Genomic DNA, 25,519 nt, shown 5'->3' with positions numbered 1-25,519 from the left:
TTATTTCCTTGGGTCGAAAGCATCGCGGGCGGATTCGCCGATGAACACCAGCAGGCTCAGCATAATGGCCAGCACAGCGAACGCGCTGATGCCCAGCCAGGGTGCCTGCAGGTTGGATTTGCCCTGCGCTACCAGTTCGCCCAGCGAAGGTGATCCGGCGGGCAGGCCGAAGCCCAGGAAGTCCAGTGCAGTCAAGGTGCCGATGGCCCCGGTGAGGATGAACGGCATGAAGGTCATGGTCGATACCATGGCGTTGGGCAGGATATGGCGGAACATGATCGCGCCGTTCTCCATGCCCAGCGCTCGCGCGGCTCTTACATATTCCAGATTCCGGCCACGCAGGAACTCGGCACGCACCACGTCTACCAGATTCATCCAGGAGAACAGCAGCATGATGCCCAGCAGCCACCAGAAGTTGGGTTGCACGAAGCTGGCGAGAATGATCAACAGATACAGCACGGGCAGGCCCGACCACACTTCCAGAAAACGCTGGCCCAGCAGGTCGACCCAGCCGCCATAGAAACCCTGCAGGGCACCGGCGATGACGCCGATGATCGAGCTGAGGATGGTCAGGGTCAGGGCGAACAGCACGGAAATCCTGAAGCCGTAGATCACTCGTGCCAATACATCACGGCCCTGATCGTCGGTGCCCAGCAGGTTTTCCCGGGACGGTGGCGCAGGGGCGGGGACTTTCAGGTCGTAGTTGATGCTCTGGTAACTGAACGGGATGGGCGCCCACAGGGTCCAGCCATCCTTCGCCGCGAGCAATTCCTTGATGTACGGGCTCTTGTAATTGGCTTCCAGCGGGAATTCGCCGCCGAAGGTGGTCTCCGGGTAACGCTCCAGCACCGGGAAGTACCAGTGACCGTCGTAGCGCACGGCGAGCGGTTTATCGTTGGCGATCAGTTCGGCGCCCAGGCTCAGGCCGAACAGGATGAGGAACAGCCACAGTGACCACCAGCCGCGTCGGTTGGCTTTGAAGCGTTCGAAGCGACGGCGATTGAGAGGAGACAGCTTCATATCAATGCTTCCTGCTTTCGAAGTCGATGCGCGGGTCTACCAGGGTGTAGGTGATGTCGCCGATCAGCTTCACCACCAACCCCAGCAGGGTGAAGATGAACAGGGTGCCGAACACCACCGGGTAGTCGCGGTTGATAGCGGCTTCAAAGCTCATCAGGCCCAGGCCGTCCAGCGAAAAGATCACTTCCACCAGCAGCGAGCCGGTGAAGAAGATACCGATGAACGCCGACGGGAAGCCGGCGATCACTAGCAGCATCGCGTTGCGAAACACATGGCCGTAGAGCACCTTGTGGTTGCTCAGGCCCTTGGCTTTGGCGGTGGTGACATATTGCTTGCTGATTTCATCGAGAAAGCTGTTCTTGGTCAGCAGCGTCATGGTGGCGAAGTTGCCGATCACCAGCGCGGTGACCGGCAGCACCAGATGCCAGAAGTAGTCGAAGATCTTGCCCAGGGTGCTCAGTTCGTCATAGTTGTTCGAGGTCAGCCCACGCAGCGGGAACCAGTTGAAGTAGCTGCCACCGGCAAACACCACGATCAGCAGAATCGCGAACAGAAACGCCGGGATGGCGTAGCCGACGATGATCGCCGAGCTGGTCCACACGTCGAACTGACTGCCGTGGCGAGTGGCTTTGGCGATCCCAAGCGGGATCGACACCAGGTACATGATCAGCGTGCTCCATAACCCCAGAGAGATGGAGACCGGCATCTTCTCGACGATCAGGTCGATCACCTTGGCATCGCGAAAGAAGCTGTCGCCGAAATCCAGCGTGGCGTAGTTCTTGATCATGATCCACAGGCGTTCCGGTGCCGATTTATCGAAACCGTACATGCGTTCGATTTCTTTTATCAGTGCCGGGTCCAGGCCCTGTGCGCCACGGTAGTTGGAGCCCGCCACCGATACCTCGGCGCCGCCACCCGCAATTCGGCTGGTAGCGCCATCGAAGCCTTCGATCTTGGCGATCATCTGCTCGACCGGTCCACCGGGTGCGGCCTGAATGATGACGAAGTTGATGATCAGAATGCCGAGCAGGGTAGGGATGATCAGCAGTAGCCGTCGCAGAATATAAGCCAGCATGTTATTGCTCCGCGTTCGCAGGCTTGGCCTGATCAGTGGCTGACGGGGTCGCGGTGGCGGGTTTGACATTCGGCTTCGCCCACCAGGTCATCAGGCCGATATCGGAAAGCGCCTTGGCCTTGGGATGGTCGATGTGATTCCAGTAAGCCACCCGCCAGGTTTTGATGTGCCAGTTGGGTACAACGTAAAAACCCCACAGTAATACGCGGTCCAGCGCTTTGGTATGGGTGATCAGGCTTTCCCGGGAGTCGGCGTTGATCAGCCCGTTGACCAGCGTGTCTACCGCCGGGTCCTTGAGGCCCATGAAGTTGCGGCTGCCCGGGTTGTCGGCGCTGGATGAGTCGAAATACACGCGCTGCTCGTTACCGGGTGAGCTGGACTGCGGATAGCCAGTGACGATCATGTCGTAGTCTCGCGAGCGCAGGCGGTTGATGTATTGCGACACGTCGGCGCGGCGAATCACCAGCTCGATGCCCAGATCACTCAGGTTACGTTTGTAAGGCAACAGAATGCGCTCGAACTCGGTCTGGGCGATCAGAAACTCCAGCTTCACCGGGTTGCCCTGTGCATCTACCATCTTGTCGTCGACGATCTTCCAGCCCGCTTCCTGCAACAGCTGGAAGGCCCGGCGTTGCTGTGGACGAATCATGCCACTGCCATCGGTTACCGGCAGCGTAAAGGGTTCGGTGAACACTCGATCCGGAATCTTGCCGCGCAACGGTTCAAGAATTTTCAGTTCTTCGGCAGACGGCAGACCGCTGGCGGCCATTTCCGAGTTGTCGAAATAGCTTTTGGTGCGGCTGTACGAGCCGTTGAACAGCTGTTTGTTGGTCCACTCGAAGTCCAGCAGCAGAGTCAGCGCCTCACGGACCCTGACGTCTTGAAACACCGGCTTGCGCAGGTTTAAGACAAAACCCTGCATGCCCGTCGGATTGCCATTGGGCAGCTCTTCCTTGATCAGCCTGCCATCCCGGACTGCTGGCGTGTCATATGCAGTTGCCCAGTTCTTGGCGCTGGTTTCCACCCAATAATCGAACTGCCCGGCTTTGCCCGCTTCCAGCGCGACGGTGTTGTCGCGATAGTAGTCGGTGTTCAGCACATCGAAGTTGTAGAAGCCCTTATTGATCGGCAGGTCCTTGGCCCAGTAATCCTTGACCCGTTCATAGCGCACCGAGCGCCCGGCTTTTACATCGGCGACCTTGTACGGCCCGCTGCCCAGCGGGAAGTCCAGGTTGCCCTTGCTGAAGTCGCGATCTGCCCAGAAATGTTTGGGCAGCACGGGTAACTGGCCAAGAATCAGCGGCATCTCCCGATTGCCCTTGTGCTTGAATTTGAACAGCACGCGCAGCGGGTCTTCGACGACCACCTGATCGACGTCGGCGTAGTAACCCTTGTACATGGGCGACCCGTGCTCCATCAGTGTCTTGAAGCTGAACTCCACGTCTTCGGCACGCATCGGGTGGCCGTCATGAAAGCGCGCTTCCGGGCGCAGGTAGAAGCGTACCCAGCTGTTGTCCGGGGCTTTCTCGATTTTACCGGCAACCAGCCCGTACTCACTGAACGGTTCATCCAGGCTTGCACGGGCCAGGGTGTCGTAGATCAGGCCGATGTCATCTGCCGGCACGCCCTTGTTGATGAACGGGTTGAGGCTGTCGAAACCGCCGAAGCCTGCCTGGCGGAACGTGCCACCCTTGGGCGCATCCGGGTTCACGTAGTCGAAGTGCTTGAAGTCGGCCGGGTACTTGGGCGGCTCGTCGTACAGCGTCACGCCATGCTGAGGCGCAGCCTGTACCGTGCAGGCGAGGCTGGCCAACAGCAGGCCGGCCGCTTGCGCGCGCAGGGAATGCAATGGGTTCATCGGGGCTTCTCCAGAGTCTTGAGCCACCACGCACGCAGCCCCAGGGTGTAGGGCGGGGTGGTGACCATGGCGAATCGGTTGCGATAGGCAAGCCGATGATTGTTCAGATACCAGTTGGGAATGCTGTAGTGCTGAGCCAGCAGCACGCGGTCCAGCGCTCGCGCAGCCGCGACCTGTTCATCGCGGGTTTGCGCGCCGAGCAGTTTGTTCAGCAGGGCGTCGACCACCGGGTTGGCAATGCCGGCGTAGTTCTTGCTGCCGTTGATCGCGGCCTGGCTTGAATGAAAATATTGCCACTGCTCAAGACCAGGGCTCAGCGTCTGTTGCAGGGTCATGAGAATCATGTCGAAGTCGAAACGGTCCAGGCGTTGTTTGTACTGGGCGCGATCGACGGTGCGCAGCCCTGCATCGATACCCAGGCGTCGCAGGTCTTCAATGTAGGGCTGCAGGATGCGTTCGAGGTTGGGGTTGACCAGCAGGATCTCGAAGCGCAGCGGTTGCTTGTCGGCGTTGAGCAAGCCCTTGTCCGACAGCGTCCAGCCAGCATCGGCAAGCAGTTTCAAGGCCTTGCGCAGAGTATCGCGCGGGATGCCGCCGCCATCGGTTTTCGATGGGGCAAATGGCTGGGTAAACAGACTGGCGGGCAACTGATCGCGATAAGGCGCCAGCAATAACCATTCAGCCCCGCTCGGCAGGCCCGTCGCTGAAAACTCGCTGTTGGGGTAATAGCTGGTCGAACGCTCATAAGCGTCGCTGAACAGTGTGCGGTTGGTCCATTCGAAATTGAACAACAGCCCCAGTGCTTCGCGTACGCGGATATCGGCGAAGGCCGCGCGCCGGGTGTTCATGAACAGGCCTTGGGTCTGGGTCGGTATGCGGTGCGGAATCTGCGCCTTGATTACCTGACCGTTTGCCACTGCCGGGAAGTTATAGCCATTGGCCCAGTTCTTGGCCTGATGCTCGATGTAGATATCGAATTCGCCCGCCTTGAATGCTTCGAACGCCACATCGCTGTCGCGGTAGAACTCGACTTCCACCCGGTCGAAATTGTATTTGCCGCGGTTGACCGGCAGGTCCTTGCCCCAGTAATCCTTGACCCGCTCGAACACCAGCTGACGTCCGGGCTGCACGCGGGTGATGCGGTAGGGACCACTGCCCAGCGGCGGTTCGAAGGTAGTCGCCTTGAAGTCTCTGTTCTTCCAGTAATGCTGGGGCAGCACTGGCAGTTCCCCAAGACGCAGAATCAGCAACGGATTGCCAGAGCGCTTGAAGACAAACCGGATGCGATGACGATTGAGGATGTCGACGCGCTGCACTTCCTGCAAGGCGGTGCGGTATTGAGGATGACCGTCCTTGAGCAGCGTTCGGTAGGAAAACGCGACGTCGTAGGCGGTGATGGGCTTGCCATCGTGAAAGCGCGCCTGCGGGCGCAGGTTGAACACCACCCAGCTGCGGTCCTCGCTGTATTCAACGGACTGGGCGATCAGCCCGTAACTGGAGGTCGGTTCATCGCCGGACGGGTCGTACTGCCCTGTGCCCACCATCAACGGCTCGTTCAGTTCATTGACGCCGTATTGCAGGAAGTTTCCGGTCGAGACCGGGCTGCTGCCCTTGAATGTGTAAGGATTGAGCGTGTCGAACGTACCAAACGCCATCATTCTCAAGGTGCCCCCTTTCGGCGCCTCGGGATTGACCCAGTCGAAATGAGTAAAGCTGGCCGGGTACTTGAGAACACCAAACTGCGCATAGCCATGACTTTCTGTGATGGCTGCGTTGGCGCAGAAGCTCAAGGCCAGGCTGATGGTTAGCAGGAAGGGACGTATCACGATCCAGGCGACTTGGGCTTTCGGGTCGCTAACAGTAACAGCTTGTTCCAGCTGGAAAAAGACTGCAGGTGACTGCGCCGCCGGGGCTGCATCGGCCACCCGCCCCAAGGTTATCGAAGGGCAAGTGGCCGCGGTCATCAGTGCGGCAGGTAAACGGTCAGGGTCTGACCGGGTTTGAGGGCCTGCCCGCTACGTGGATTCCAGCGCTTGAGATGTTGCATCTCGACGTTAAAGCGCTTGGCGACCAGGTACATCGAGTCGCCTTTCTGGATCTTGTACTGCATGGATTTCTTTTCGCCGTCTTTGGCGCTGGCGACCGTTTTACTGCTGGATTTGCTGGTGTCCTGCATGACCAGCGTCTGGCCGACCTTGAGCTTCTTGCCGGTCAGCTTGTTCCAGCGTTGCAGGTCTTCGACATCCACCTTGTTGGCTTGCGCGATGGTGGTCAGGTTGTCACCGCTGCGCACCTTGTAACTTCGGGTACGTGACGGCTTGTCGTTGCTGGCCAACGCTTCGAACACGGGCTGTGAATTCTGCATGCCCGGCTTGACCGGTATGCTCAGTGATTGACCGACCTTCAGGCGGTTGCCGGACAGCTTGTTATTGCCCTTGAGCGAGCTGACCGTGACCTGATAGCGACTCGCCAGGCTTTCCAGAGTATCGCCCTTGCGTACGCGGTAAGGCTGCCAGGCGACCAGCTCTTCCTGTTTCATGGTCAGCAGGCTGGCAGTCAGCAGTTGCGCCTTGGACGTTGGCACCAGCAGATGCTGAGGCCCATCGACGGTCAGGCGCTTCTTGTAGGCAGGGTTGAGCTGGATAAGCTCATCTTCGTCAATATCGGCAGCGCTGGCCACTTTGGACAGATCGACGCGCTTGTTGAGTTCGACGACTTCGAAATAGGGCTGGTTGGCGATCGGATTGAGGTTGACGCCATAGGCTTCCGGCGACAGTACTACCTGGGACAAGGCCAGCAGCTTGGGCACATAGTCCCGTGTTTCCTGCGGAAGTGGCAGGTTCCAGTAGTCGGTCGGCAGGTTGAGCTTGTCATTGCGCTCGATGGCACGGCTCACTGTGCCTTCGCCCGCGTTGTAGGCCGCCAGGGCCAGCAACCAGTCGCCGTTGAACATGTCATGCAGGCGGGTCAGGTAATCCAGTGCGGCAACAGTCGAGGCCTGGATATCACGACGTCCGTCGTAAAAGCTGGTCTGACGCAGATTGAAATAACGCCCGGTCGAGGGGATGAACTGCCATAGACCTACAGCCTGGCTGCGTGAAACGGCCATCGGGTTGTAGGCGCTTTCGATGACCGGCAGCAGAGCCAGCTCCAGCGGCATGTTGCGTTCTTCAAGGCGCTCGACGATGTAATGCATATACAGGCTGCCACGCTCGCCAGCGTTTTCCAGAAAGGTAGGGTTGTTGGCGAACCACAGGCGCTGCTGGTCGATACGGGGGTTTTGATCGTTGCCTTGTTGCAGTTGAAAGCCCTGACGCATGCGCTCCCACACATCTTGTGGCGGGGCGAGGGGAGTGACGGGCTTGTGAGACAGGAAAATCGGTTTTTGCTTGATGCCGGCGGCCAGATTAGGCGTGCGATGGCTGCTGACCGGGTCGACGCTGGCAGTGCTCTGGCAACCGGCCAGAAGCGCACTCGCGGTGACAGCTATGGCCTGAGCCAACCGAGTCAATGCGTCCGAATGTGAAGGCTTGCTGATAGATGACGACATTGTTCGGGGGGTACATCCAGACGAAAATGTCGGGCGATTCTAGGAAGCAGCCTGCCGTCGGTCAACCTTTCAGAATTTTATTGCGGTTTTATGGTCGGTCAGAACTTATCTTTCCATGCCCTCAAGCTGGCAAAGACCGCACTCTGCGAGGTGTTTTGCCCGCCGCTCCGTTCGTCCGCTTTTTCTTTAACAGATGTTTCCCGGGTTCGCAGGAACGGGTTGGTGCGTTTTTCCAGAGCCAGGTTTGAAGGAAGGCTGATGCGATTTTCACTACGCCAGCGGGTGACTTCGGCGAGGCGTTGGGCAATATCCTGATTATCGGGCTCGACGGCCTGGGCGAAGCGCAGATTACTCAGCGTGTATTCGTGGGCGCAATAAATCAGCGTGCTGTCCGGCAGTTTGGCCAGACGCTCGAGGGAGTCATGCATCTGCTCTGGCGTACCCTCGAACAGACGTCCACAGCCTGCTGCGAACAGCGTGTCGCCGCTGAACAGCAAGGGCGTTGTAGCGTCTTCATGGTAGAAGGCAATATGACCGAGCGTGTGGCCGGGAACTGCATGCACCACAAACTCGAGACCGAGCACTGTCAGTCGGTCATGGTCGACCAGTGCGATATCGCGTGCCGGAATAGTTTCTGCCGCAGGTCCGAGTACGCGTGCCCGGGTCGCCTGCTTGAGTTCCGCCACGCCACCGACATGATCATTGTGGTGGTGGGTGATGAGGATATCGGTCAGCTGGTAGTCAGGATGTTCCGCCAGCCAGCCCAGCACCGGTTTCGCGTCGCCAGGATCGACCACAGCGCATTGCTGGCTCGAAAGGTCTTGTAACAACCATATGTAGTTGTCATTGAAAGCAGGAAGGGCGTGGATCTGTATCATGGCGCAGTTCGCATAGCGGCGGACAATGGTGCATCTTAGAGTCTGTTGCCGCTGTACGCGAGCACCTCTGGAGGAGAACTCATGACCGATGAAGCGTTCGCTCAGGCTGATCCTGAGTGGCTTGCATTGATCCGCGCTGCCCGTGAATGGCTTTCCGGGCCGCTGGGGCAGCTTCTGCTCGAAGAGGAGCGGCGCATTCTCGACGAAGAGCTGGGGCGGTATTTCGGCGGCTATCTGGTGCATTACGGCCCGTCGGCGCAAGCGCCGCCGGTTGCCCCGCAGGTGCAACGCAATGTGCGGCTCGGAGCACCATTGCCGGGCGTCGAGATTGTCTGCGAAGAGCAGGCCTGGCCATTGAGCGAACACGCGGCGGATGTCGTGGTACTGCAACACGGCCTCGATTTCTGCCTGTCGCCCCACGGGCTACTTCGTGAAGCAGCCAGCAGTGTTCGGCCGGGCGGGCACTTGCTGATTATCGGCATCAACCCCTGGAGCGCCTGGGGCATGCGTCACGTGTTCGCTCGGGATGCGCTGCGCAAGGCGCGCTGCATCTCATCCTCGCGGGTCGCCGACTGGCTGAACCTGCTGGGCTTCGCGCTGGAGAAACGGCGCTTCGGATGCTATCGTCCGCCCCTTGCTTCAGCGGCATGGCAGTCACGCCTTGCTGGGCTCGAAAGCCTCGGCGAAGGACGTCAGAGCCCCGGTGGCGGCTTCTACCTTCTGGTGGCGCGTAAACTGGTGGTAGGCCTGAGGCCTGTACGTCAGGTACGCCGCGACCCTATCGGCAAGCTGATTCCCATGCCGATGGCCAAGGTCAGTCGCAACACTCAGGATCATTCCTGAGCAATGCCCTGCTGCACATGAAGCCCATCATTCTGGAAAGGTCGTAATGAGCGATAGCGTTGAACTCTTCACCGACGGTGCCTGCAAGGGAAATCCTGGCCCTGGCGGGTGGGGTGCCCTGCTGGTGTGCAAGGGTGTCGAAAAAGAGCTGTGGGGTGGCGAGGCCAACACCACCAACAACCGCATGGAGCTGACGGGTGCCATTCGCGGGCTCGAAGAGCTCAAGCGTCCCTGCGAAGTGACGCTGGTGACCGACTCTCAGTACGTGATGAAAGGCATTACCGAGTGGATGGTCAACTGGAAGAAACGCGGCTGGAAAACCGCGGCCAAGGAACCGGTCAAAAATGCCGATCTGTGGCAGCTGCTCGATGAACAGGTCAGCCGGCATAACGTGAAATGGCAGTGGGTACGAGGCCATATCGGCCATCCCGGCAACGAGCGTGCCGACCAGCTCGCCAACCGTGGTGTTGACGAAGTGCGTGGCATAAAAAGCTGATATTCGTCAGTCGACGTTCAGTCAAACACTCTGTACGAAATCGAGGATGACATTGCCTGCCGCGTGCGGCGCCACGAGGACGCGGTCCGGTATTTCATGACCCCGTATTTCATGATGAGCCACGTCATTACGCGCCAGTATTGCGCGCAGGTCGTTGAGGCTCGTGGTGCGCAGCCGGATGGAAATCGCATGGGGGCGCTCCCTGGTAATTGCAGGTAGTTCGACGCCCGGAAATTCCAGGGCAGCTGTAGCGGCGTCAATCGCTCGCAATAAGCCGCATCGGGTATCAGCCTCCAGCACAGTACCGTTGTATTTCACTGCATCGCCATAGATAGCTCGCCAGCGGGGTTCAAGCCGTTCGGGGTCTGCCAGATAAGTGATTGCCAGAATCCCGTCTGCGCCATTGGGGTGGTTCTGCCAGCCGCGCACCCAGATCAGTTCAGGACGATGCTGATGGCAGATAAAGTTGGAGGCGTCCGGGAGTTCCGGGTCGATGAAGAGCGCCAACGAAACAACAGCTTCATCGTCGCGACCATCGGGGAGCGTCATTTTTCGACGAAAATCAATACGGCCCTGGCTTTCAAGCCCTGCAGCCGCCATACGCGCGTGGTCATCGTCGGCATCTTTACTGTGCAGCGCCACCAGCGAAACGCCTTCTTCGCCGCGGTCGAGGAATTGACCCAGCTGACGTCCGAAGCAGAAACCGTTTACCGAGTGGGTGCCGAATTTCGAAGCATCTTCGACGCCGATCAATTCGATAAAGTTACTGGGAAACATCATCAACGAGGTGACGGTTCCCCAAGGGTGGTAGCTGACCGGCGACGGCGCGAAGCCCATTCTGCGATACAGCTCCAGAGCCTCGGCATGATTACGCACGGTGACAAGAGGATGATCGATACCCTGCGCAAATTGAGCGACGGCTGTCATGGTAATAGCTCCTGATTAGCCTTTGGATTTTGTCGTAAAGGTCGCCAGAAAAGCAGGGGCATTACCCACCACCTTTGCCGGTGTGCCAGCGACGACCGTTCCAGCGCCCACAGCTTTGAGTACGACCGAGTTGGCCGCCACGATGGCATTGGCTCCTACTTCGATGTTCCCCAGAACGGTTGCTCCGGCGCAAATCAGTGCGCCTCTGCGGATTTTCGGGTGTCGGTCGCCTGCTTCGTTGAGGGTGCTGCCCAGCGTGACACCGTGCCAGAGGCTCACTTGATCTTCGACTACAGCGGTTTCCCCGATAACAAGGCCGATGCCATGGTCGACAAACAGGGATTTTCCGAGCCGCGCCGCCGGGTGAATGTCGATGCTCCAGGTGTTGGCCGCCCAGTTCTGTACTAGCACCGCGCTTTGCTCATCGCCCTCAGCCCACAGTGCATGGGCGATGCGGTATGCCTGAACGGCCTGTATGCCACGGAAGGTCAGAAAGGCCGTGAGGTGATCCGGGCAGGCAGGATTGACTGTTTCCAGATGGTTGATATCGGCAGCTGCTGCCTGAGCGATGGACGGCCTGGCCTTTATGATCGCCTTGAACCAGTCTTCCAGCGCCACGTTACTCGCTTGGACCTGCATCTGTCGGGCAAGGTTCGCAGCGAGCGCATCCTCGAAAGTCGAATAGGCCAGCAGGTGGCTTGTCGCATAATCGCCGAGTACCGGGTTGCGCTCGGTCAGTTGCCGGGCTTGATCGCGAAGGCGCTGCCAGAGAGGGCTCATATCGATCTCCTGTTGCCGATGGGTCGAGTATGGACACGCGGCAGACGCGTCAGCAATCATCGCAAACTCGGAACTCTGTTGCCTTTATCGCAACTCATGGTGCAACTCGGGAGGCGTGCGAGTTCCGGGTAAAATCGCCGAATCCGTTGTATCCCTGCAGCGCCCGCTGACGTTTATCCCTTTCAATTGCGGATGGATCCGACAGGCTCGCAGCTTCCATGGCGTGTTAGAATCGCGGCCTGTAGATGAGGCGACAGTCAATGGCATTGCAAAACCTGGATAACAGATCGATCGTTCTCGATACCGAAACCACCGGTATGCCGGTGACAGATGGTCACCGGATCATCGAGATCGGTTGTGTCGAGTTGATTGGCCGGCGCCTGACCGGTCGGCATTTTCACGTGTACCTGCAACCTGATCGCGAAAGTGACGAAGGCGCGATTGGTGTTCACGGTATCACTAACGAATTTCTGGTCGGCAAGCCCCGGTTTGCCGAAGTCGCCGATGAATTTTTCGAATTCATCAAAGGCGCGCAACTGATCATTCACAACGCAGCGTTCGATGTTGGCTTCATCAACAACGAATTTGCCTTGATGGGTTCGCAGGACAGGGCTGATATCACCCAGCACTGTTCGATCCTCGACACCCTGATGATGGCCCGCGAGCGCCATCCGGGGCAGCGCAACAGTCTGGATGCCCTGTGCAAGCGCTACGGCGTCGACAACTCAGGCCGCGAGCTGCACGGCGCACTGCTCGACTCTGAAATTCTGGCCGACGTCTACCTGGCGATGACTGGCGGGCAGACCAGCCTGTCGCTGGCTGGTAATGCCTCTGACGGCAACGGCTCCGGTGAAGGCTCTGGCAACCGAGGCAGCGAAATCCGCCGTTTGCCTGCCGATCGCAAACCTTGCCGCATCATTCGTGCTTCGGAAAGTGAACTGGCCGAGCATGAAGTCCGTATGAGCACCATTGCCAAGGCATCCGGTGCACCTGCTTTGTGGGTACAAATGCTGGAAGCCGCAGCGCAGACGTCCTCCTGACAGCAACCAGCGAGTGGTGACATGAACGTGGCAAACCCTGCCTTGAGCATTCGGATCGCAGACGAATGCTTCGAGGACTACATTCTCAATAGCGAATTCACGTTTACAGTGCTTGGCTATGCCCAACCGCGTATCGGCGAAAGCGTTGATTCATGGCAGGTTGAGTTGGTCGAGCCGTACAGCAAGAATTATGGTATCGATTCTCAGGAGTTTGCCGATCATCGCGATGCCGCCACGAGTTCGGTGATGGTGGCCTGGCTGGATGACCGCCCTGTTGGCCATATCGTGATGAGCACTCACTGGAGCGGGTTCGCCTACATCGATGAATTGGCGGTAGACGAGTCGGCGCGTCGTCATGGGGTCGCGCGTTCATTGCTCGATGTCGCTCAATTCTGGAGTCGCAAGCGCAATCTGCCCGGCATCGTTCTGGAAACCCAGAACAATAACCTGGGTGCCTGCAGGTTGTATGAGCGTTGTGGATACGTGGTAGGCGGGGTGGATCATATGCGCTATAGAGGCATAGATCCCAACACACGTGAAACGGCGATTTTCTGGTATCTGATCTTTTCTGACTAGCAACTTCCCGCTGGCAGCGGCAGCTCGAGCGGGAGTTCTGCCTGTATTACGACGGTGTACGGGTGATTTTTACGCCCGATTGCACCAGTTGAAAGTCTTCACCACCCAGATGCTTGACCCGGTCACCAATTGCCAGTCTGTAAGTGATTACCGGCTGCCCGCCCTGCACCTCACCCGGCTGCGATTCCTGGAATTCATGGACCGGGTAGACGCGACCTTCGGCGTCTCTGGCATGAAATTGTCCGACGAGAACTGAAGCCATTTGCTCTGTAACCTCTGAAACTGAATATAACTGCTGGTTTACGAATCCATCGAGGCTAGTAGACCACTGATCTATAGGTGAGTTTGCCGGCAGGAAAAAAATAATCCGGGCGGTTGTGGCGCGTCGGGGAATTGACCAGGGCAATGGTCGTCTAAAGGCGGCTGTTGTTGTATACCTGATCTTCCCTATTAATCAGATGACGGATATTTTCATGAGCCAGGTTCATACCATTGCCGTATTGGTCGGCAGTCTGCGAAAAGACTCCATCAACCGAAAAATTGCGCTTGCCCTCGCGGAGCTGGCACCTGCCAGCCTTAAACTGAATATCGTCGAAATTGGCGATTTGCCTCTGTATAACGAAGACATTGATGGCGCTTCTCCGCCGCCAGCCTACAGTGCATTTCGCGACCAGTTGGGCGCTGCCGACGGCGTGCTTTTTGTAACACCGGAATACAACCGTTCGGTGCCGGGTGCCCTGAAAAATGCCATTGATGTGGGCTCGCGTCCTTACGGCAAAAGCGCTTTCAGCGGCAAACCCGGCGCGGTCATAAGCGCTTCTCCGGGTGCTGTCGGTGGCTTTGGTGCCAACCATCACCTGCGCCAGTCTCTGGTATTTCTGGACGTGCTGTGCCTTCAGCAGCCTGAGGCATACCTGGGTGGCGCTGGAAGCTTTTTCGATGAAGCGGGCGCACTGTCCGACAAGACACGGCCATTTCTGGAGAAGTTCATCAACGCCTTCGCTGCATGGGTTGAAAAGAACGTCCAGCCTTCCGTTAATTGATGTGAGCGACGTGCGCCTGCGGACCCATTGCTTTATGTAACGCAGGCGCGTCGTGCTACCTCAATAAGCTGTTTCCTTTTCCTCTGCCACGTGCCCCGGCGCAGTGAGCGATGAGGGCTATTCAAAGGAAACAGCACATGCCAACAGTACTTCCCTATTTTTTCAGCGACTCTCTGCGCAGCCGATTCACACAGGACATTCATGACGCAGTCGGCAGCTCACGCATCAGCAGTGAAGATGGCAAGTGGCTGCAATTATTGGTCGGAGTAAGTGTCGAGCCCAACAGCGATGCACCCCGTCCAAGAGCTGATCGGCTGATCATAGGCGACAATTCGCCCGATAACGCCGAAGTTGCGGGTGCCTTGTTAATCAGCGACCCCACGCCAGGTGTCGCGCCAGTCTTTTTGAGTACCCTGACCTTCGGGGTTGAGCGATTCGAGAGCCGCACTTCGCTGCTAATTGCCTTGCAGCAGCGGTTTGGCGACGTCAGCGATATATCGACTATCGAGGCAGAGCGTGTCGAGGGCTCGCTCTTCGAAGCGCGTACGCTGGCGATCATGCGCCAGCAGGCCGGGCATCTGGAACGCCTGTTGGTCCAGTTGCAGGGGCTGCCGGACCTGCGAGCTGCGGCAGGCAAGGCCTTGCAGACGGCGTTAGTGCAGAGAGGCGTCGCAGACAGCGTCGACGTTTTCAGTCAGGTGGTGCAGATTCTGGGCACTGATCCCGGAGCCAATCCGGTGGTGTCATCGGTAGTGGGCACTCAGTATCTGGCTGATGCTGCTGTGCAGGCATTTTCCCTGAACGTTCTTCCGACGGGTCTGATACGGCAATTTCTGGATGCGCGGGGCCTTGTCTTGCCGCAAGCGCAGAGCGAGCTTTTCGAGCTGGCGCTGGCTGACGTGGTTTCGGGAGTTCGCGATGCATACGAGCAATTGCTGTCTGACTACTGGATGTCAAAACGACAGGACGGCCGTACAGTAAGAGACTTTATTGGTCATGCGCTCGCTGAGTGTTTTCTTCAGCATCTTTTATCGAGCCGGGCACATGGCACGATGACTGAAGCAGAGTATCGCTGTTTGCTCAGCCTGTTACCCTCGCAACCTGGCAATGCACAGTCGATACGCGTTCAACGGTTGTCAGTCACCGTTGCGGGACAGGAGCCTGTCAAGCTGGTGGGCGTGTTCCTGATTGATTTTCCCGCAGAACAGCCGTCGAGTGCGTTTCTCTACTTCTCGCTGTCGGGCTTCTTGCGCTTTGATGATCCGGCTCGTGCAATAGCGCACGTACTGAGCGACCCCTCACGTGCCGAGCTGCTGTTTTATTCATCCTTGAACGATCACCTTGCCATTAAAGAGAAGGGTAAGGTCGAGTCGTATCAGGATGCGTTCGCCAACGTGTTTTTCAGTGAATTCGCTGACTCTGTGATCGCTCTGCAAAAGCGCAATCTGCGTTATGTCCTGGGCCTGCCACCGATCCAATATGAAAAAAATCCGGTTCGGGTTGATGATGCACTGGATATTCGCGGACTCCTGGATGGCCGGCTATCAAACCTCCACGACTCAGGGCGCTGGCGTCCGGAAGTGCTGCCCTTTGGCCAAACCTGGGGAGCCTCGATCCAGGCTAGCGTGGGGGAGCATCCGAAGCTTGTTTCCGAGCCTTCTTACAACTGGATTGGCAAACTGAAGAAGCTTGATGTGTTGCTTGAGCGCGTTGATGTTCTGCATGCCGGTGTTGAGGGCTGCATGCGTCACGCGCTGAACCGTTACCTGGCTGTAATTGGAGGACCACCTCTGGATGCCCGCGCCCTTTGGATCTTGCCGGCTGCCATGGATGCGGTGCCTGTGCGGCTGCTTTCGTTGGCGCTTGACCGCGTTTGCGGCTACACGCAGGACCCCCTGTCAGACAGCGTGGTGGTGGCAGGGCTGATAACTCCGGTTCTGAATCGGCCATTGCAACGCCTGCCGTTGGCATTGCTCGAACACATACTGGTCTGTGTACAGGAGGAGTTTCCTCGCCGCTTCGAAGAGCAAATCAGCCAATTCTATTCACGTACGGTTCGTCAGCTGGATAGCAGCGAGCGCCCCGGTGTGATATCCGGCCTGGTCCGCGAGTATGCACTGCGCCTGGAATTGCTTGTTGAAAAGCGTACAGGTTTGCTTCCCGAGTCGGTCATCGAGAGCGTTCAGCAATTACTGGACCGGCCACTGCCTGGTCTCAGGGAGGCGCTGGGTGAGTCACAGGTCGATGCGTTCACCGTTTCTGTTCAGTTCGATCCTGAATCACCTGCAATCCAGGTGCCCAACGCGTTCGTGATCAATAACAGGCTTGCTCACAGCTCGCCCGCTCTGTGGGTACTGAGCAAGGGACTTGTATGTTTCGAAACCCTGCAGGCACTGAAAGACTATGTTGCTGCGCGGTTGACAGGTTTCGAACTGGTTTCGCACTTGTCGGGGGTTCTTGCCGAGCCGGACAGGCAGAGGCTGCTTGATCATCGTACCCGGACTGGCACGCTGGATCTCAAGGTAAAACTGCAACGCATTGAAGAGCATTTCATCGAAACGTTACAACGTGGCGAGGTGGAACGTCAGCGAAGCACCGTGGCGTATCTTTATCAGCAGGCCGTGACCTGGCGGGTACCGTCAGAACTTTTCGTCAACCTGCTGAGTGCAGGAGAGCGCGATGACCGAAATCGCCAGGCTCTTGGCTATCTGGGCGTTGCCATCCAGTTCATCATCTACAAAGCCATCGTCCCTTCATGGGTCAGCGAAGCGTCGGGGACTGATCAGATTACGCTGGTGAATGCCCTGCAGCGGTTCTATGTGACCTGTGTCGGCCAGAAAGATTTTTTGTTTGATATACCCAGTCTCTATGACTACTGCTGCGAGCGACTGAAAAGCAGGTTCAACACCGATTTCACCGAGCCTCGCCCTGACCCTGAAAGCGTCCGGGTGACAATGGCGCATTACATTCCCGTCCCGGTCGCACCGGGGCAGACACCCCAGTCGATACCGGCGGCCACACAATCAGTCAGCGAAACCCTTGTGGAATATGCCATCGACCGTTTCCTGTCCAGGCAGGACGGGGTCATCCTTCTCTCATCAGCGGACGATAAGCCACTGAACGCGTCGCTCACTCCGGCTTACGTTCGTGATCTGGTGAGGTCGCTGGACATCGCTGCGGGTTACCGGAGCATGCTCGAGCCGATCCTTGCCGCGACTGCTCCTGATTACCTCAAACGACGCAAACTGTTCGTCGATCAGATCCCTTCGCTGGATATACTGCGAGCGTTTGCGCTCAGGCTCAAGAATGAGTTGTCCGAGCAAGCTTATATGGTTATCGAAAACGTTCTTGATATGCCTGATGCCATTGCACGCCTTCCCGTCAACGGCTGCAAGATGGTATTCAGCCCCCTGCAGTTTCTCCCTGCCAAGGAAGGCTGGGAGCCGACCCTCGTACTCAATACGTATCTGATGGGGCCGCATGAAAGCCAATCGGGACCGTGGGTGCTTTACGCGCCACTGCACGACGAATTTGTTTTCAAGGAGTACCCGGACCAGGCTGCGCTGTTGAGGGACATCCATACCTCTACCTATCTTCAAGCGTACATTCTGGATCGTGTTGATCCCCATTTGCGCAAAGTCTATGACAAAGGTGGCTTCGTGGAGCCGCATCTCCCTTTCAGTGCAGAATCCTCTTTTGACGTGCCCTTTGATACTCCTGCACCGGTGACCGTGCAAATCGATCCCTATAACGGTAACTGTCTGCTGCTGATGTTCGAGGGCGCTCTGGATACCCTGAAGTTACAAGTGCAACAGCACAGCGTCACTAATGCCGAACAGCGCCGCGCTGCTTCCCGGTACCTGTTCACTCTGGGGGCCGAGCAAGTCATGGCACTGATGCCGGGGCGTCTGGGTGCATTGGTTGGTATCATCCAGGGGCAGGCGCTATTGAATCTGTCGGTCATCTCGGCCGGGGGGCAGCACTGGGGCAAGGCCCTGTCGGAGTTCATGGCTGCCTTGAGCGTAATGATCTCTTCCGGGCAGAACTCTTCGGCATTCACATCACGTACGGTTGACGAGACCAGCACGTTACCGGACGACGCTGCTCTGTCCGACACGCTTTTGCAACTGGAAGATGAGCCCAATGAGTCCGGGTTTTCCTGGAGCAATAGCTCACTGACGCAGCAGATAAGAGACCGCCTGCGCGAATTCGAAGCTCATGAGATCGCCTTGGACACGCTGCAAAGGGATGAGCTGTTAAGTGTCTACCGCGATCCGGCCACCGATAGAAAGTATGCAGCCATTGGTGGTAAGACCTATGAATTGCAGTCCGATGAGGACGGTTGGTTCATTATTGCGGGCAAGAAGATTGGCCCCTCGGTCAGTCTTGATGCCGATCAGCAATGGAAACTCGATATTCAGGGCGGACTAAAAGGTGGCGGTGGTGCGCTTACCCGTATTGAAGGCAGCGTCATTGATGATCTGGTTGACGACCTGATAGTCATCAATGCTCGAGGTATGTCCGAGATTCGACATTCCTATCGAGAAATGGCCCAGGCCATCGAAGATGCATATGTTCAGGCTCAGCATTATCTGGAAAACTGCCTGGCCAACCTGACCAGGCGATTGCCGGACGGAAAGCCAGATCCACGGACGGAAAAGATACTGGCTGATTTTTTTGCTCAGAAGGTCCCGGATGAGCATGTGTATAAAGTCACCAAAAAGGCCGTTACCAAGATTTACGAGGAGTTGATGAGCCCTTCGATGTCGCCTATCGACTCCAAGCGTTACGTGGTCGGCATTAACCGGGTGGGCAACGAGTCCGCCAGTGCGTTTATCTTCGAAGCTGACCCATTAAGGCGGGTTTTTCTGACTGAGCAGTTCTTTCGTTTGCCTACCTACCGTTTCAAGCTCAACGTCATTCGCTCGGGTGAATTCAAGCATGGTCCGCATTATCGCGCCACGATCCTGATTCATGAGTTATCTCACCTGGTGCTCAAGACTGACGACATTGCCTATCTCGAATCTCAGGCGCCGTTTGTTGATTTGCTGGATGACGCATCGGAGTATCGACTGCGCATCAGAAACGAGCTGACCTATCAACAGCAGAAGACCCTGTCCTACCACACTGACCGCGACAAACTGTTCAGGCAGCTGGATGAAGACGTGTGGCGCGACTTGAGGCGAACGGACGGTAATGGTAAGCAGACGATTCTGCGGATAGCGGGTAAGAAGACCCTTGATGAGGCTCGAGACGTGTTTTACGACGATGTTCGCAAGCGTATCGACATCACGCTTAAAAACGCCGACTCGGTCGCGTTGCTGGTGACACTGCTTGGGCGGGAGCGATTCATGACGCGCTGACAGCATGCCCCGGCGACAGGCATCGCCGGGGCAGTCGCGTTTATCAGACCAGGTAGTGACGCAGTTCGCGGGCAATCAGCAGACGCTGGATCTCACTGGAGCCTTCGTAGATCTGGGTGATGCGCGCGTCGCGGTAGTACCTTTCGACAGGGTAGTCTTCCAGGTAGCCATAGCCGCCATGAATCTGGATGGCTTTGGAACACACCCACTCGGCCATTTCCGAAGCGAACAGCTTGGCTTGCGAGGCTTCGGACAGGCAGGGCTGCCCGGCGCTGCGCAGGCGCGCGGCATGCAGAATCAACAGCCGCGAGGCATTGATGCGGGTGTGCATATCGGCCAACAGGTTGGCGATGCTCTGGTGCTCGATGATCGGCTTGTCGAACTGCACGCGCTCACGCGCATAGGCCAGCGCGGCCTCAAACGCGGCGCGGGCGATGCCCAGGGCCTGCGCCGCGATGCCGATACGGCCACCTTCCAGATTGGAGAGGGCAATTGACAGCCCCTTGCCGCGCTCGCCCAGCAGGTTGGCCGCCGGAATTCGGCAATTGTTCAAGGTGACGGCGCAGGTGTCGGACGCCCTGATGCCCATCTTGTGTTCGCTGCGGTCAACCACGAACCCCGGGTTTTCGGTGGGTACCAGAAACGCTGACAGGCCCTTTTTACCAAGCTGCGGGTCGGTCACGGCAAACACAATGGCCAGTTGTGCGCGTTTGCCGTTGCTGACGAACTGTTTGGCACCGTTGATGACCCACTCATCACCTTGCAACTCGGCACGAGTGCGCAGGTTATGTGCTTCGGAGCCCGCATGCGGTTCGGTCAGGCAAAAGCAGCCTATAGCCCGACCGGTGGCGAGCTTTTCCAGCCAGGTGTGTTTCTGCTCATCAGTCCCGTAATTGAGCACTGGCCCGCAGCCAACTGAGCTGTGTACGCTCATCAGCGTGCCGGTGGCTGCGTCGGCTGCGGAGATCTCTTCAACCGCCAGCGCATAGGCGACGTAGTCGATGTAAGTGCCGCCCCATTGCTCCGGCACCACCATGCCTAAAAGGCCCAGCTCGCCAAGTTTGGCGACCAGCGCATCATCGATCCAGCCGGCCTTTTCCCAGGCCTGGGCGTGCGGGGCGATTTCGTTGCGGGCAAAGTCGCGCGCCATGTCGCGAATCATTACCTGTTCTTCGGTCAATTCAAGGTCGTGCACGACTTAATTCTCCACACCGCTGAAGAAACCCTGCACATGCGCGCTGCTGACGTCCTGCGCGCTGGCGTGTTTCCATTGCGGCTTCTTGTCTTTATCGATTATCAGGGCGCGTATGCCCTCAATCAGGTCGCCGCGCTCGAACCATTGGCGGTCCAGGTGCAGTTCCATGGCAAAGCAATCCTGTAGTGGCAAGTGACGGCCACGACGGAGCATTTCCAGGGTCACGGCCATCGCCAGCGGCGAGTGACGCTTCATGCGGCCGACGGTATCCAGCGCCCACTCGCGGGTGTCGCCGATGACCACCTCTTGCAACTGCTCGAGTATGCTGGGGATATCCGGCAAGCCGAAAAAATGATCAATCGCCGGGCGCAGGGTTTCCAGAGGCGGGTAGGGCAGGCGCTGGGTCGCCAGCTTGGCGAGGGCACCCTGCAGGTCCTTGAGCGGCGTCGATTTCCATTTCAGGTGGTCGAGCATATGGTCGAGGCGAGGCAGCATTTCGCTGTTCATCGACCAGTTGGCAAGCCCGCAGTACAAGGCATCGGCAGCGCCGATCTGGGACCCGGTCACGCCCAGCCAGGTGCCCAGCTCGCCTGGAAGACGCGACAGGAAATAACTGCCACCGACATCCGGAAAGTAGCCAATGGCGACTTCCGGCATGCCTAGCCGGCTGCGTTCGGTTACCACGCGCAGGTCAGCGCCCTGGACCAGGCCCATGCCGCCGCCCAGCACCAGACCGTCCATCAGGGCCAGTATCGGTTTGCGGTAACGGTGAATGGTCAGGTCCAGCTCATACTCTTCGGCAAAGAATGTGTAGTGCAGGTCCTGGCCGTTCTGATGGCTTTCGTACAGTGAACGGATATCGCCGCCAGCGCAGAATGCTTTGCTACCTGCGCCGCGCAGAACCACTGCATGAACAGACGGGTCGTCAGCCCAGAGGTCAAGCTGCTGGCGAAGTGTGCGGACCATATCCAGATCGATTGCGTTCAGGCCTTCCGGGCGATTGAGGGTCAGGTGACCCATGTGGTTACGCACCTCGACAACGATCGAATCCCGGCTGGAGGGTTGCCGAACCGAGCGGGCCGATGAAACCTGTGAACTCATTCTGAACTCCTTGTTCGGTTGCGCTTTCTTCTTGTTCGAGTCTTGTTGGAGCGTCGCAGAAGATCCTAGCAGCGCAAATGTGCAAAGCAAAACTGCGTTTAAGCATAGCCTGAAGTTTTACAAAGCCACTATTTAGAGCGTTTGCGGCGAGACTGAGTTTAATGCGCCGGGCTGACCGGGGTGAATCATTGCCTGGCTGATGAGTATTATGACTGTCATTAGTGTCACAAAAGGGAATTCCTCGGGTGCACCCATGAAAGTCTCCATGACCGTTCTCTATGACTGATAAATATGCCCCGCGCGAGTGGGCCGCCCATGAGCGTCCAACCATGCCCGGCTCGCCTTCGACGCCTCTGCATTCCGATGCGCGGCGCTGGGCATTTGCGCTGGTGGGGGTGATCGTCGCGCTGACTGGCGGGCTCGGCAACGCGCTGGTGGTTGCCAACCTGCCCTATTTGCAGGGTGCGCTGGGTGCGACGTCGCAGGACATCGCTTGGCTGCCGGCTGCGTACATCATGACCAATGTGTCGATGAACCTGCTGCTGGTGAAGTTTCGTCAGCAGTTCGGTTTGCGCGCGTTCACCGAACTGTTTCTGGTGCTTTATGCACTGGTGACGCTGGCGCACCTGTTCGTCAACGATATTGACTCGGCCATCGCCGTGCGTGCGGCGCACGGCATGGTTGGCGCTGCACTCAGTACCCTTGGGCTGTATTACATGATTCAGGCGTTTCCGCAGAAATGGCGGCTCAAGGCGCTGGTGCTCGGGCTTGGCACCGCCCAGCTGGCGACGCCGCTGGCCCGGCTGGTGTCAGAAGACTTGTTGCAGATCGCCCAGTGGCGCGGTTTGTACCTGTTTGAACTGGGTATGGCGCTACTCTCGCTGGGTTGCGTACTGCTGCTCAAGCTGCCACCGGGTGATCGTTTCAAGGCGTTCGAAAAGCTGGATTTCCTGACCTTCGGCCTGTTGGCTGGCGGTTTTGCGCTGCTCTGTGCCGTTCTCTCGCTGGGGCGCATTGAATGGTGGCTGGAAGCGCAGTGGATAGGTCTGGCGTCGGCGGCCTCCATTGTGCTGATCTGCGCCGGACTGGCCATCGAGCATAACCGAAGCAAACCGTTGCTGATCACGCGCTGGCTCGGCAGCGGGGCGATTCTGCGTCTAGGGCTGGCCGTTATCCTGTTTCGCGTGGTGCTGTCCGAGCAGTCAGTGGGCGCCGTAGGCTTTCTTCAGGCGCTGAACATGGGCAGTCAGCAACTGCACACGCTGTACATGGTGATGTTGCTGGGCAGTGTGGCCGGGTTGGCGGTCAGTGCGCTGACCATCAACCCTGCGCACCTGATCAAGCCATTGCTGATTTCTCTGGCGATGATGGCAGTCGGTGCCTGGATGGACAGTCATTCGACCAATCTGACCCGTCAGTCGAACATGTACCTCAGTCAATTCCTGCTGGCATTCGGCGGTACGTTTTTTCTCGGTCCGACGCTGGTGCTGGGGATCAGTGGTGTACTGGCCAACCCGCGCAACATGGTGAGTTTTTCGGTGTTGTTCGGGATCACACAAAACATTGGCGGCCTGATCGGGTCTGCTGCACTGGGCACTTTTCAGATCGTGCGCGAGAAGTTTCACTCCAGTCACATCGTTGAGCACTTGACCCTTATCGACCCGCTGGTTCAGGCGCGATTGCAGAGCTACAGCGCCAGTTACAGTTCAGTGATTGCCGACCCGTCGCTGCGCAACACTCAAGGCATGCGCGCGATGGCTACGGCTGCGACCCGAGAAGCCAATGTGCTGGCCTACAACGATGTGTTCATGCTGATCGCCCTGATTGCCGTACTGACCATGATCTGGATTTCAGCCCGGGTCCTGTGGCTGAAAATGACCACTCAACCTTTGGCGTTGGCACCTGTAGCACCTGCCGCTTCGCCTTCCGTATCCAATTCCGGCGTTAAATCTTCATGAACGAATCCACGACCTCAGATACAGAAGCAACCCGCAGCGCGCCGCCACCTGCACCGTTGACGTCGCCGGTGACCAGCAAGCCGCGCTCGACCCGCAAGCGAGTCGTGTCTTCGGTGATTTTCGCTGCCGTCGCGCTGGTCGGGGTGCTGGTTGTGCTATACGCCTGGCAACTGCCACCGTTCGCAAGTCCGATCGAGAGCACCGAGAACGCCCAGGTAAAGGGCCAGACCACGCTGATCGGGCCGCAGTTGAGCGGGTATGTTTACGAAGTGCCGGTTCAGGACTTCCAGTTCGTCAAGGCCGGCGACTTGCTGGTGCGTCTGGATGATCGTATTTATCGCCAGCGCCTGGATCAGGCCATTGCGCAACTGGCGGTACAGAAAGCCTCGCTGGCCAATAACCTGCAACAGCGACGCAGTGCCGAAGCGACCATCGGCCAGCGCCAGGCTGAACTGCAGAACAGCATCGCCCAGAGCCGCAAGAGTGCTGCCGATCTGCGCCGCAATCAGGCACTGGTGACCGATGGCTCGGTATCGAAAAGCGAGCTTGATGTGACCCGTGCTGCCGATGCGCAGGCAAATGCCGCGGTCGCTGAAGCCAGGGCGGTATTGCAGATCGCCCGTGAGGATCTGCAAACGGTGATCGTCAACCGTGGCTCACTGGAAGCTTCAGTGGCCAATGCTCAGGCGGCCATCGAACTGGCGCGCATCGACCTGGACAACACCCGCATTGTCGCCCCGCGTGACGGGCAGTTGGGGCAGATCGGCGTGCGCCTGGGTGCCTACGTCAACTCGGGTGCACAATTGATGGCGCTGGTACCCGAGCAGCGCTGGATCGTTGCCAACATGAAAGAAACCCAGATGGCCCATGTGCGCCTTGGCCAGCCGGTAAGCTTTACCGTCGATGCGCTCGACGGTCACGAGATGCACGGCCACGTACAACGAATTTCGCCCGCCGCAGGTTCTGAATTCAGCCTGCTGCCTGCCGATAACGCGACCGGCAACTTTGTGAAGATTTCTCAGCGCATCCCGGTGCGCATCGTGGTCGATGCCGATCAGCCAATGCTCGAGCATTTACGGCCGGGCATGTCGGTGGTGGTGAGTATCGATACCAGCGTAGAGGGTGATGAACCATCGGGTCCCGAGGCACGATAATCTCGCCACCCCTATTGTGCGACGCAGAGCGTCGCGACCTGCATTCCCACGCTGGAGCGTGCGGAACGATCATCGCGACTATCGTGCGGCGCTCCGCGTCGCGACCTGCATTCCTACGCTGAAGCGTGAGGAACGATGATCGCAACTATCGTGCGGCGCTCCGCGTCGCGACCTGCATTCCCACGCTGGAGCGTGCGGAACGATCATCGCAACTATCGTACGGCGCTCCGCGTCGCGACCTGCATTCCCACGCTGGAGCGTGCGGAACGATCATCGCAACTATCGTGCGGCGCTCCGCGTCGCGACCTGCATTCCTACGCTGAAGCGTGAGGAACGATGATCGCAACTATCGTGCGGCGCTCCGCGTCGCGACCTGCATTCCTACGCTGGAGCGTGAGGAACGATCATCGCAACTATCGTACGGCGCTCCGCGTCGCGACCTGCATTCCCACGCTGGAGCGTGCGGAACGATCATCGCAACTATCGTGCGGCGCTCTGCGTCGCGACCTGCATTCCTACGCTGGAGCGTGAGGAACGATCATCGCAACTATCGTGCGGCGCTCCGCGTCGCGACCTGCATTCCTACGCTGGAGCGTGCGGAACGATAATCGCAACTATCGTGCGGCGCTCCGCGTCGCGACCTGCATTCCTACGCTGAAGCG

At 58.2% G+C, this 25,519-nt stretch carries 19 protein-coding genes; 8 read left to right on the top strand and 11 right to left on the bottom strand.

Annotation, left to right across the window (positions count from 1 at the left end):
- The 6 genes from RYA97_RS20135 to gloB all read right to left on the bottom strand — a co-directional run bounded on the left by RYA97_RS20135 (position 1) and on the right by gloB (position 8,381).
- A complete protein-coding gene (locus tag RYA97_RS20135; RefSeq protein WP_002552741.1) occupies positions 1–1,020 on the bottom strand; it encodes an ABC transporter permease in 1,020 nt (339 codons plus the stop codon).
- Between the two features lies 1 nt (position 1,021).
- Entirely contained in the window at positions 1,022–2,095 is a 1,074-nt protein-coding gene (locus RYA97_RS20130) for a microcin C ABC transporter permease YejB (protein ID WP_005733152.1), read from the bottom strand.
- Between the two features lies 1 nt (position 2,096).
- Positions 2,097–3,953 carry an extracellular solute-binding protein gene (locus RYA97_RS20125; RefSeq protein WP_016982405.1) on the bottom strand — a complete coding sequence of 619 codons (1,857 nt, stop codon included), beginning with the start codon at positions 3,951–3,953 and terminating at the stop codon, positions 2,097–2,099.
- Positions 3,950–5,779: an extracellular solute-binding protein gene (locus RYA97_RS20120; protein WP_029241053.1), complete on the bottom strand. Its 1,830-nt coding sequence runs from the start codon at positions 5,777–5,779 to the stop codon at positions 3,950–3,952. The genes RYA97_RS20125 and RYA97_RS20120 overlap by 4 nt, the downstream gene beginning before the upstream one ends.
- 137 nt (positions 5,780–5,916) lie before the next feature.
- Positions 5,917–7,503, bottom strand: a complete 1,587-nt coding sequence (locus RYA97_RS20115; protein ID WP_117140537.1) for a LysM peptidoglycan-binding domain-containing protein — start codon at positions 7,501–7,503, stop codon at positions 5,917–5,919.
- 98 nt (positions 7,504–7,601) lie between these two features.
- Positions 7,602–8,381 (bottom strand): hydroxyacylglutathione hydrolase, encoded by a 780-nt coding sequence (gloB, locus tag RYA97_RS20110; RefSeq protein WP_016982403.1) that lies wholly within the window; start codon positions 8,379–8,381, stop codon positions 7,602–7,604.
- Between the two features lie 81 nt (positions 8,382–8,462).
- Here gloB and RYA97_RS20105 point away from each other — a divergent pair, with 81 nt between their 5' ends.
- Both RYA97_RS20105 and rnhA read left to right on the top strand, forming a co-directional pair.
- Positions 8,463–9,224, top strand: a complete 762-nt coding sequence (locus RYA97_RS20105; protein ID WP_005733148.1) for a methyltransferase domain-containing protein — start codon at positions 8,463–8,465, stop codon at positions 9,222–9,224.
- Between the two features lie 46 nt (positions 9,225–9,270).
- On the top strand, positions 9,271–9,720 hold the full coding sequence (gene rnhA, locus RYA97_RS20100) for a ribonuclease HI (RefSeq protein ID WP_002552748.1): 450 nt from the start codon (positions 9,271–9,273) through the stop codon (positions 9,718–9,720).
- 21 nt (positions 9,721–9,741) lie between these two features.
- On the opposite strand, the gene RYA97_RS20095 is transcribed toward rnhA, so the two are convergent.
- A complete protein-coding gene (locus RYA97_RS20095; protein WP_057401447.1) occupies positions 9,742–10,647 on the bottom strand; it encodes a VOC family protein in 906 nt (301 codons plus the stop codon).
- A 15-nt stretch (positions 10,648–10,662) separates the two neighbouring features.
- Complete coding sequence (gene epsC, locus RYA97_RS20090) at positions 10,663–11,427, bottom strand: serine O-acetyltransferase EpsC (protein WP_117140536.1); 765 nt, start codon at positions 11,425–11,427, stop codon at positions 10,663–10,665.
- Between the two features lie 260 nt (positions 11,428–11,687).
- Between epsC and dnaQ the strand changes: the two genes are divergently transcribed.
- Together dnaQ and RYA97_RS20080 are read left to right on the top strand one after the other, a co-directional pair.
- Positions 11,688–12,467 carry a DNA polymerase III subunit epsilon gene (gene dnaQ / locus RYA97_RS20085; RefSeq protein WP_002552751.1) on the top strand — a complete coding sequence of 260 codons (780 nt, stop codon included), beginning with the start codon at positions 11,688–11,690 and terminating at the stop codon, positions 12,465–12,467.
- Between the two features lie 21 nt (positions 12,468–12,488).
- Positions 12,489–13,043: a GNAT family N-acetyltransferase gene (locus RYA97_RS20080; protein WP_004664371.1), complete on the top strand. Its 555-nt coding sequence runs from the start codon at positions 12,489–12,491 to the stop codon at positions 13,041–13,043.
- Positions 13,044–13,089: 46 nt separating this feature from the next.
- On the opposite strand, the gene RYA97_RS20075 is transcribed toward RYA97_RS20080, so the two are convergent.
- Positions 13,090–13,305 (bottom strand): hypothetical protein, encoded by a 216-nt coding sequence (locus tag RYA97_RS20075; protein ID WP_005743892.1) that lies wholly within the window; start codon positions 13,303–13,305, stop codon positions 13,090–13,092.
- 211 nt (positions 13,306–13,516) lie between these two features.
- Between RYA97_RS20075 and RYA97_RS20070 the strand changes: the two genes are divergently transcribed.
- A complete protein-coding gene (locus RYA97_RS20070) occupies positions 13,517–14,086 on the top strand; it encodes an NADPH-dependent FMN reductase (protein WP_004660698.1) in 570 nt (189 codons plus the stop codon).
- Between the two features lie 137 nt (positions 14,087–14,223).
- Positions 14,224–19,449: a dermonecrotic toxin domain-containing protein gene (locus RYA97_RS20060; protein ID WP_117140535.1), complete on the top strand. Its 5,226-nt coding sequence runs from the start codon at positions 14,224–14,226 to the stop codon at positions 19,447–19,449.
- A gap of 43 nt (positions 19,450–19,492) precedes the next feature.
- Here RYA97_RS20060 and RYA97_RS20055 read toward each other — a convergent pair whose 3' ends face one another.
- Positions 19,493–20,644 (bottom strand): acyl-CoA dehydrogenase family protein, encoded by a 1,152-nt coding sequence (locus RYA97_RS20055; protein WP_004664374.1) that lies wholly within the window; start codon positions 20,642–20,644, stop codon positions 19,493–19,495.
- 3 nt (positions 20,645–20,647) lie between these two features.
- The gene (locus tag RYA97_RS20050; RefSeq protein ID WP_117140534.1) at positions 20,648–21,745 is read right to left on the bottom strand and encodes an enoyl-CoA hydratase/isomerase family protein; all 1,098 of its coding nucleotides are present in this window, start codon (positions 21,743–21,745) and stop codon (positions 20,648–20,650) included.
- Positions 21,746–22,023: 278 nt separating this feature from the next.
- On the opposite strand from RYA97_RS20050, the gene RYA97_RS20045 reads away from it, so the two are divergent.
- Positions 22,024–23,703 carry an MFS transporter gene (locus RYA97_RS20045; RefSeq protein ID WP_117140533.1) on the top strand — a complete coding sequence of 560 codons (1,680 nt, stop codon included), beginning with the start codon at positions 22,024–22,026 and terminating at the stop codon, positions 23,701–23,703.
- Positions 23,700–24,857: an HlyD family secretion protein gene (locus RYA97_RS20040; protein WP_005733139.1), complete on the top strand. Its 1,158-nt coding sequence runs from the start codon at positions 23,700–23,702 to the stop codon at positions 24,855–24,857. The genes RYA97_RS20045 and RYA97_RS20040 overlap by 4 nt, the downstream gene beginning before the upstream one ends.
- The last annotated feature ends 662 nt before the right edge of the window (positions 24,858–25,519 follow it).

Source organism: Pseudomonas syringae group sp. 26L6, assembly GCF_032587815.1.
Lineage (GTDB): Bacteria > Pseudomonadota > Gammaproteobacteria > Pseudomonadales > Pseudomonadaceae > Aquipseudomonas > Aquipseudomonas amygdali.
This window is presented reverse-complemented; position numbering and strand designations above follow the sequence as displayed.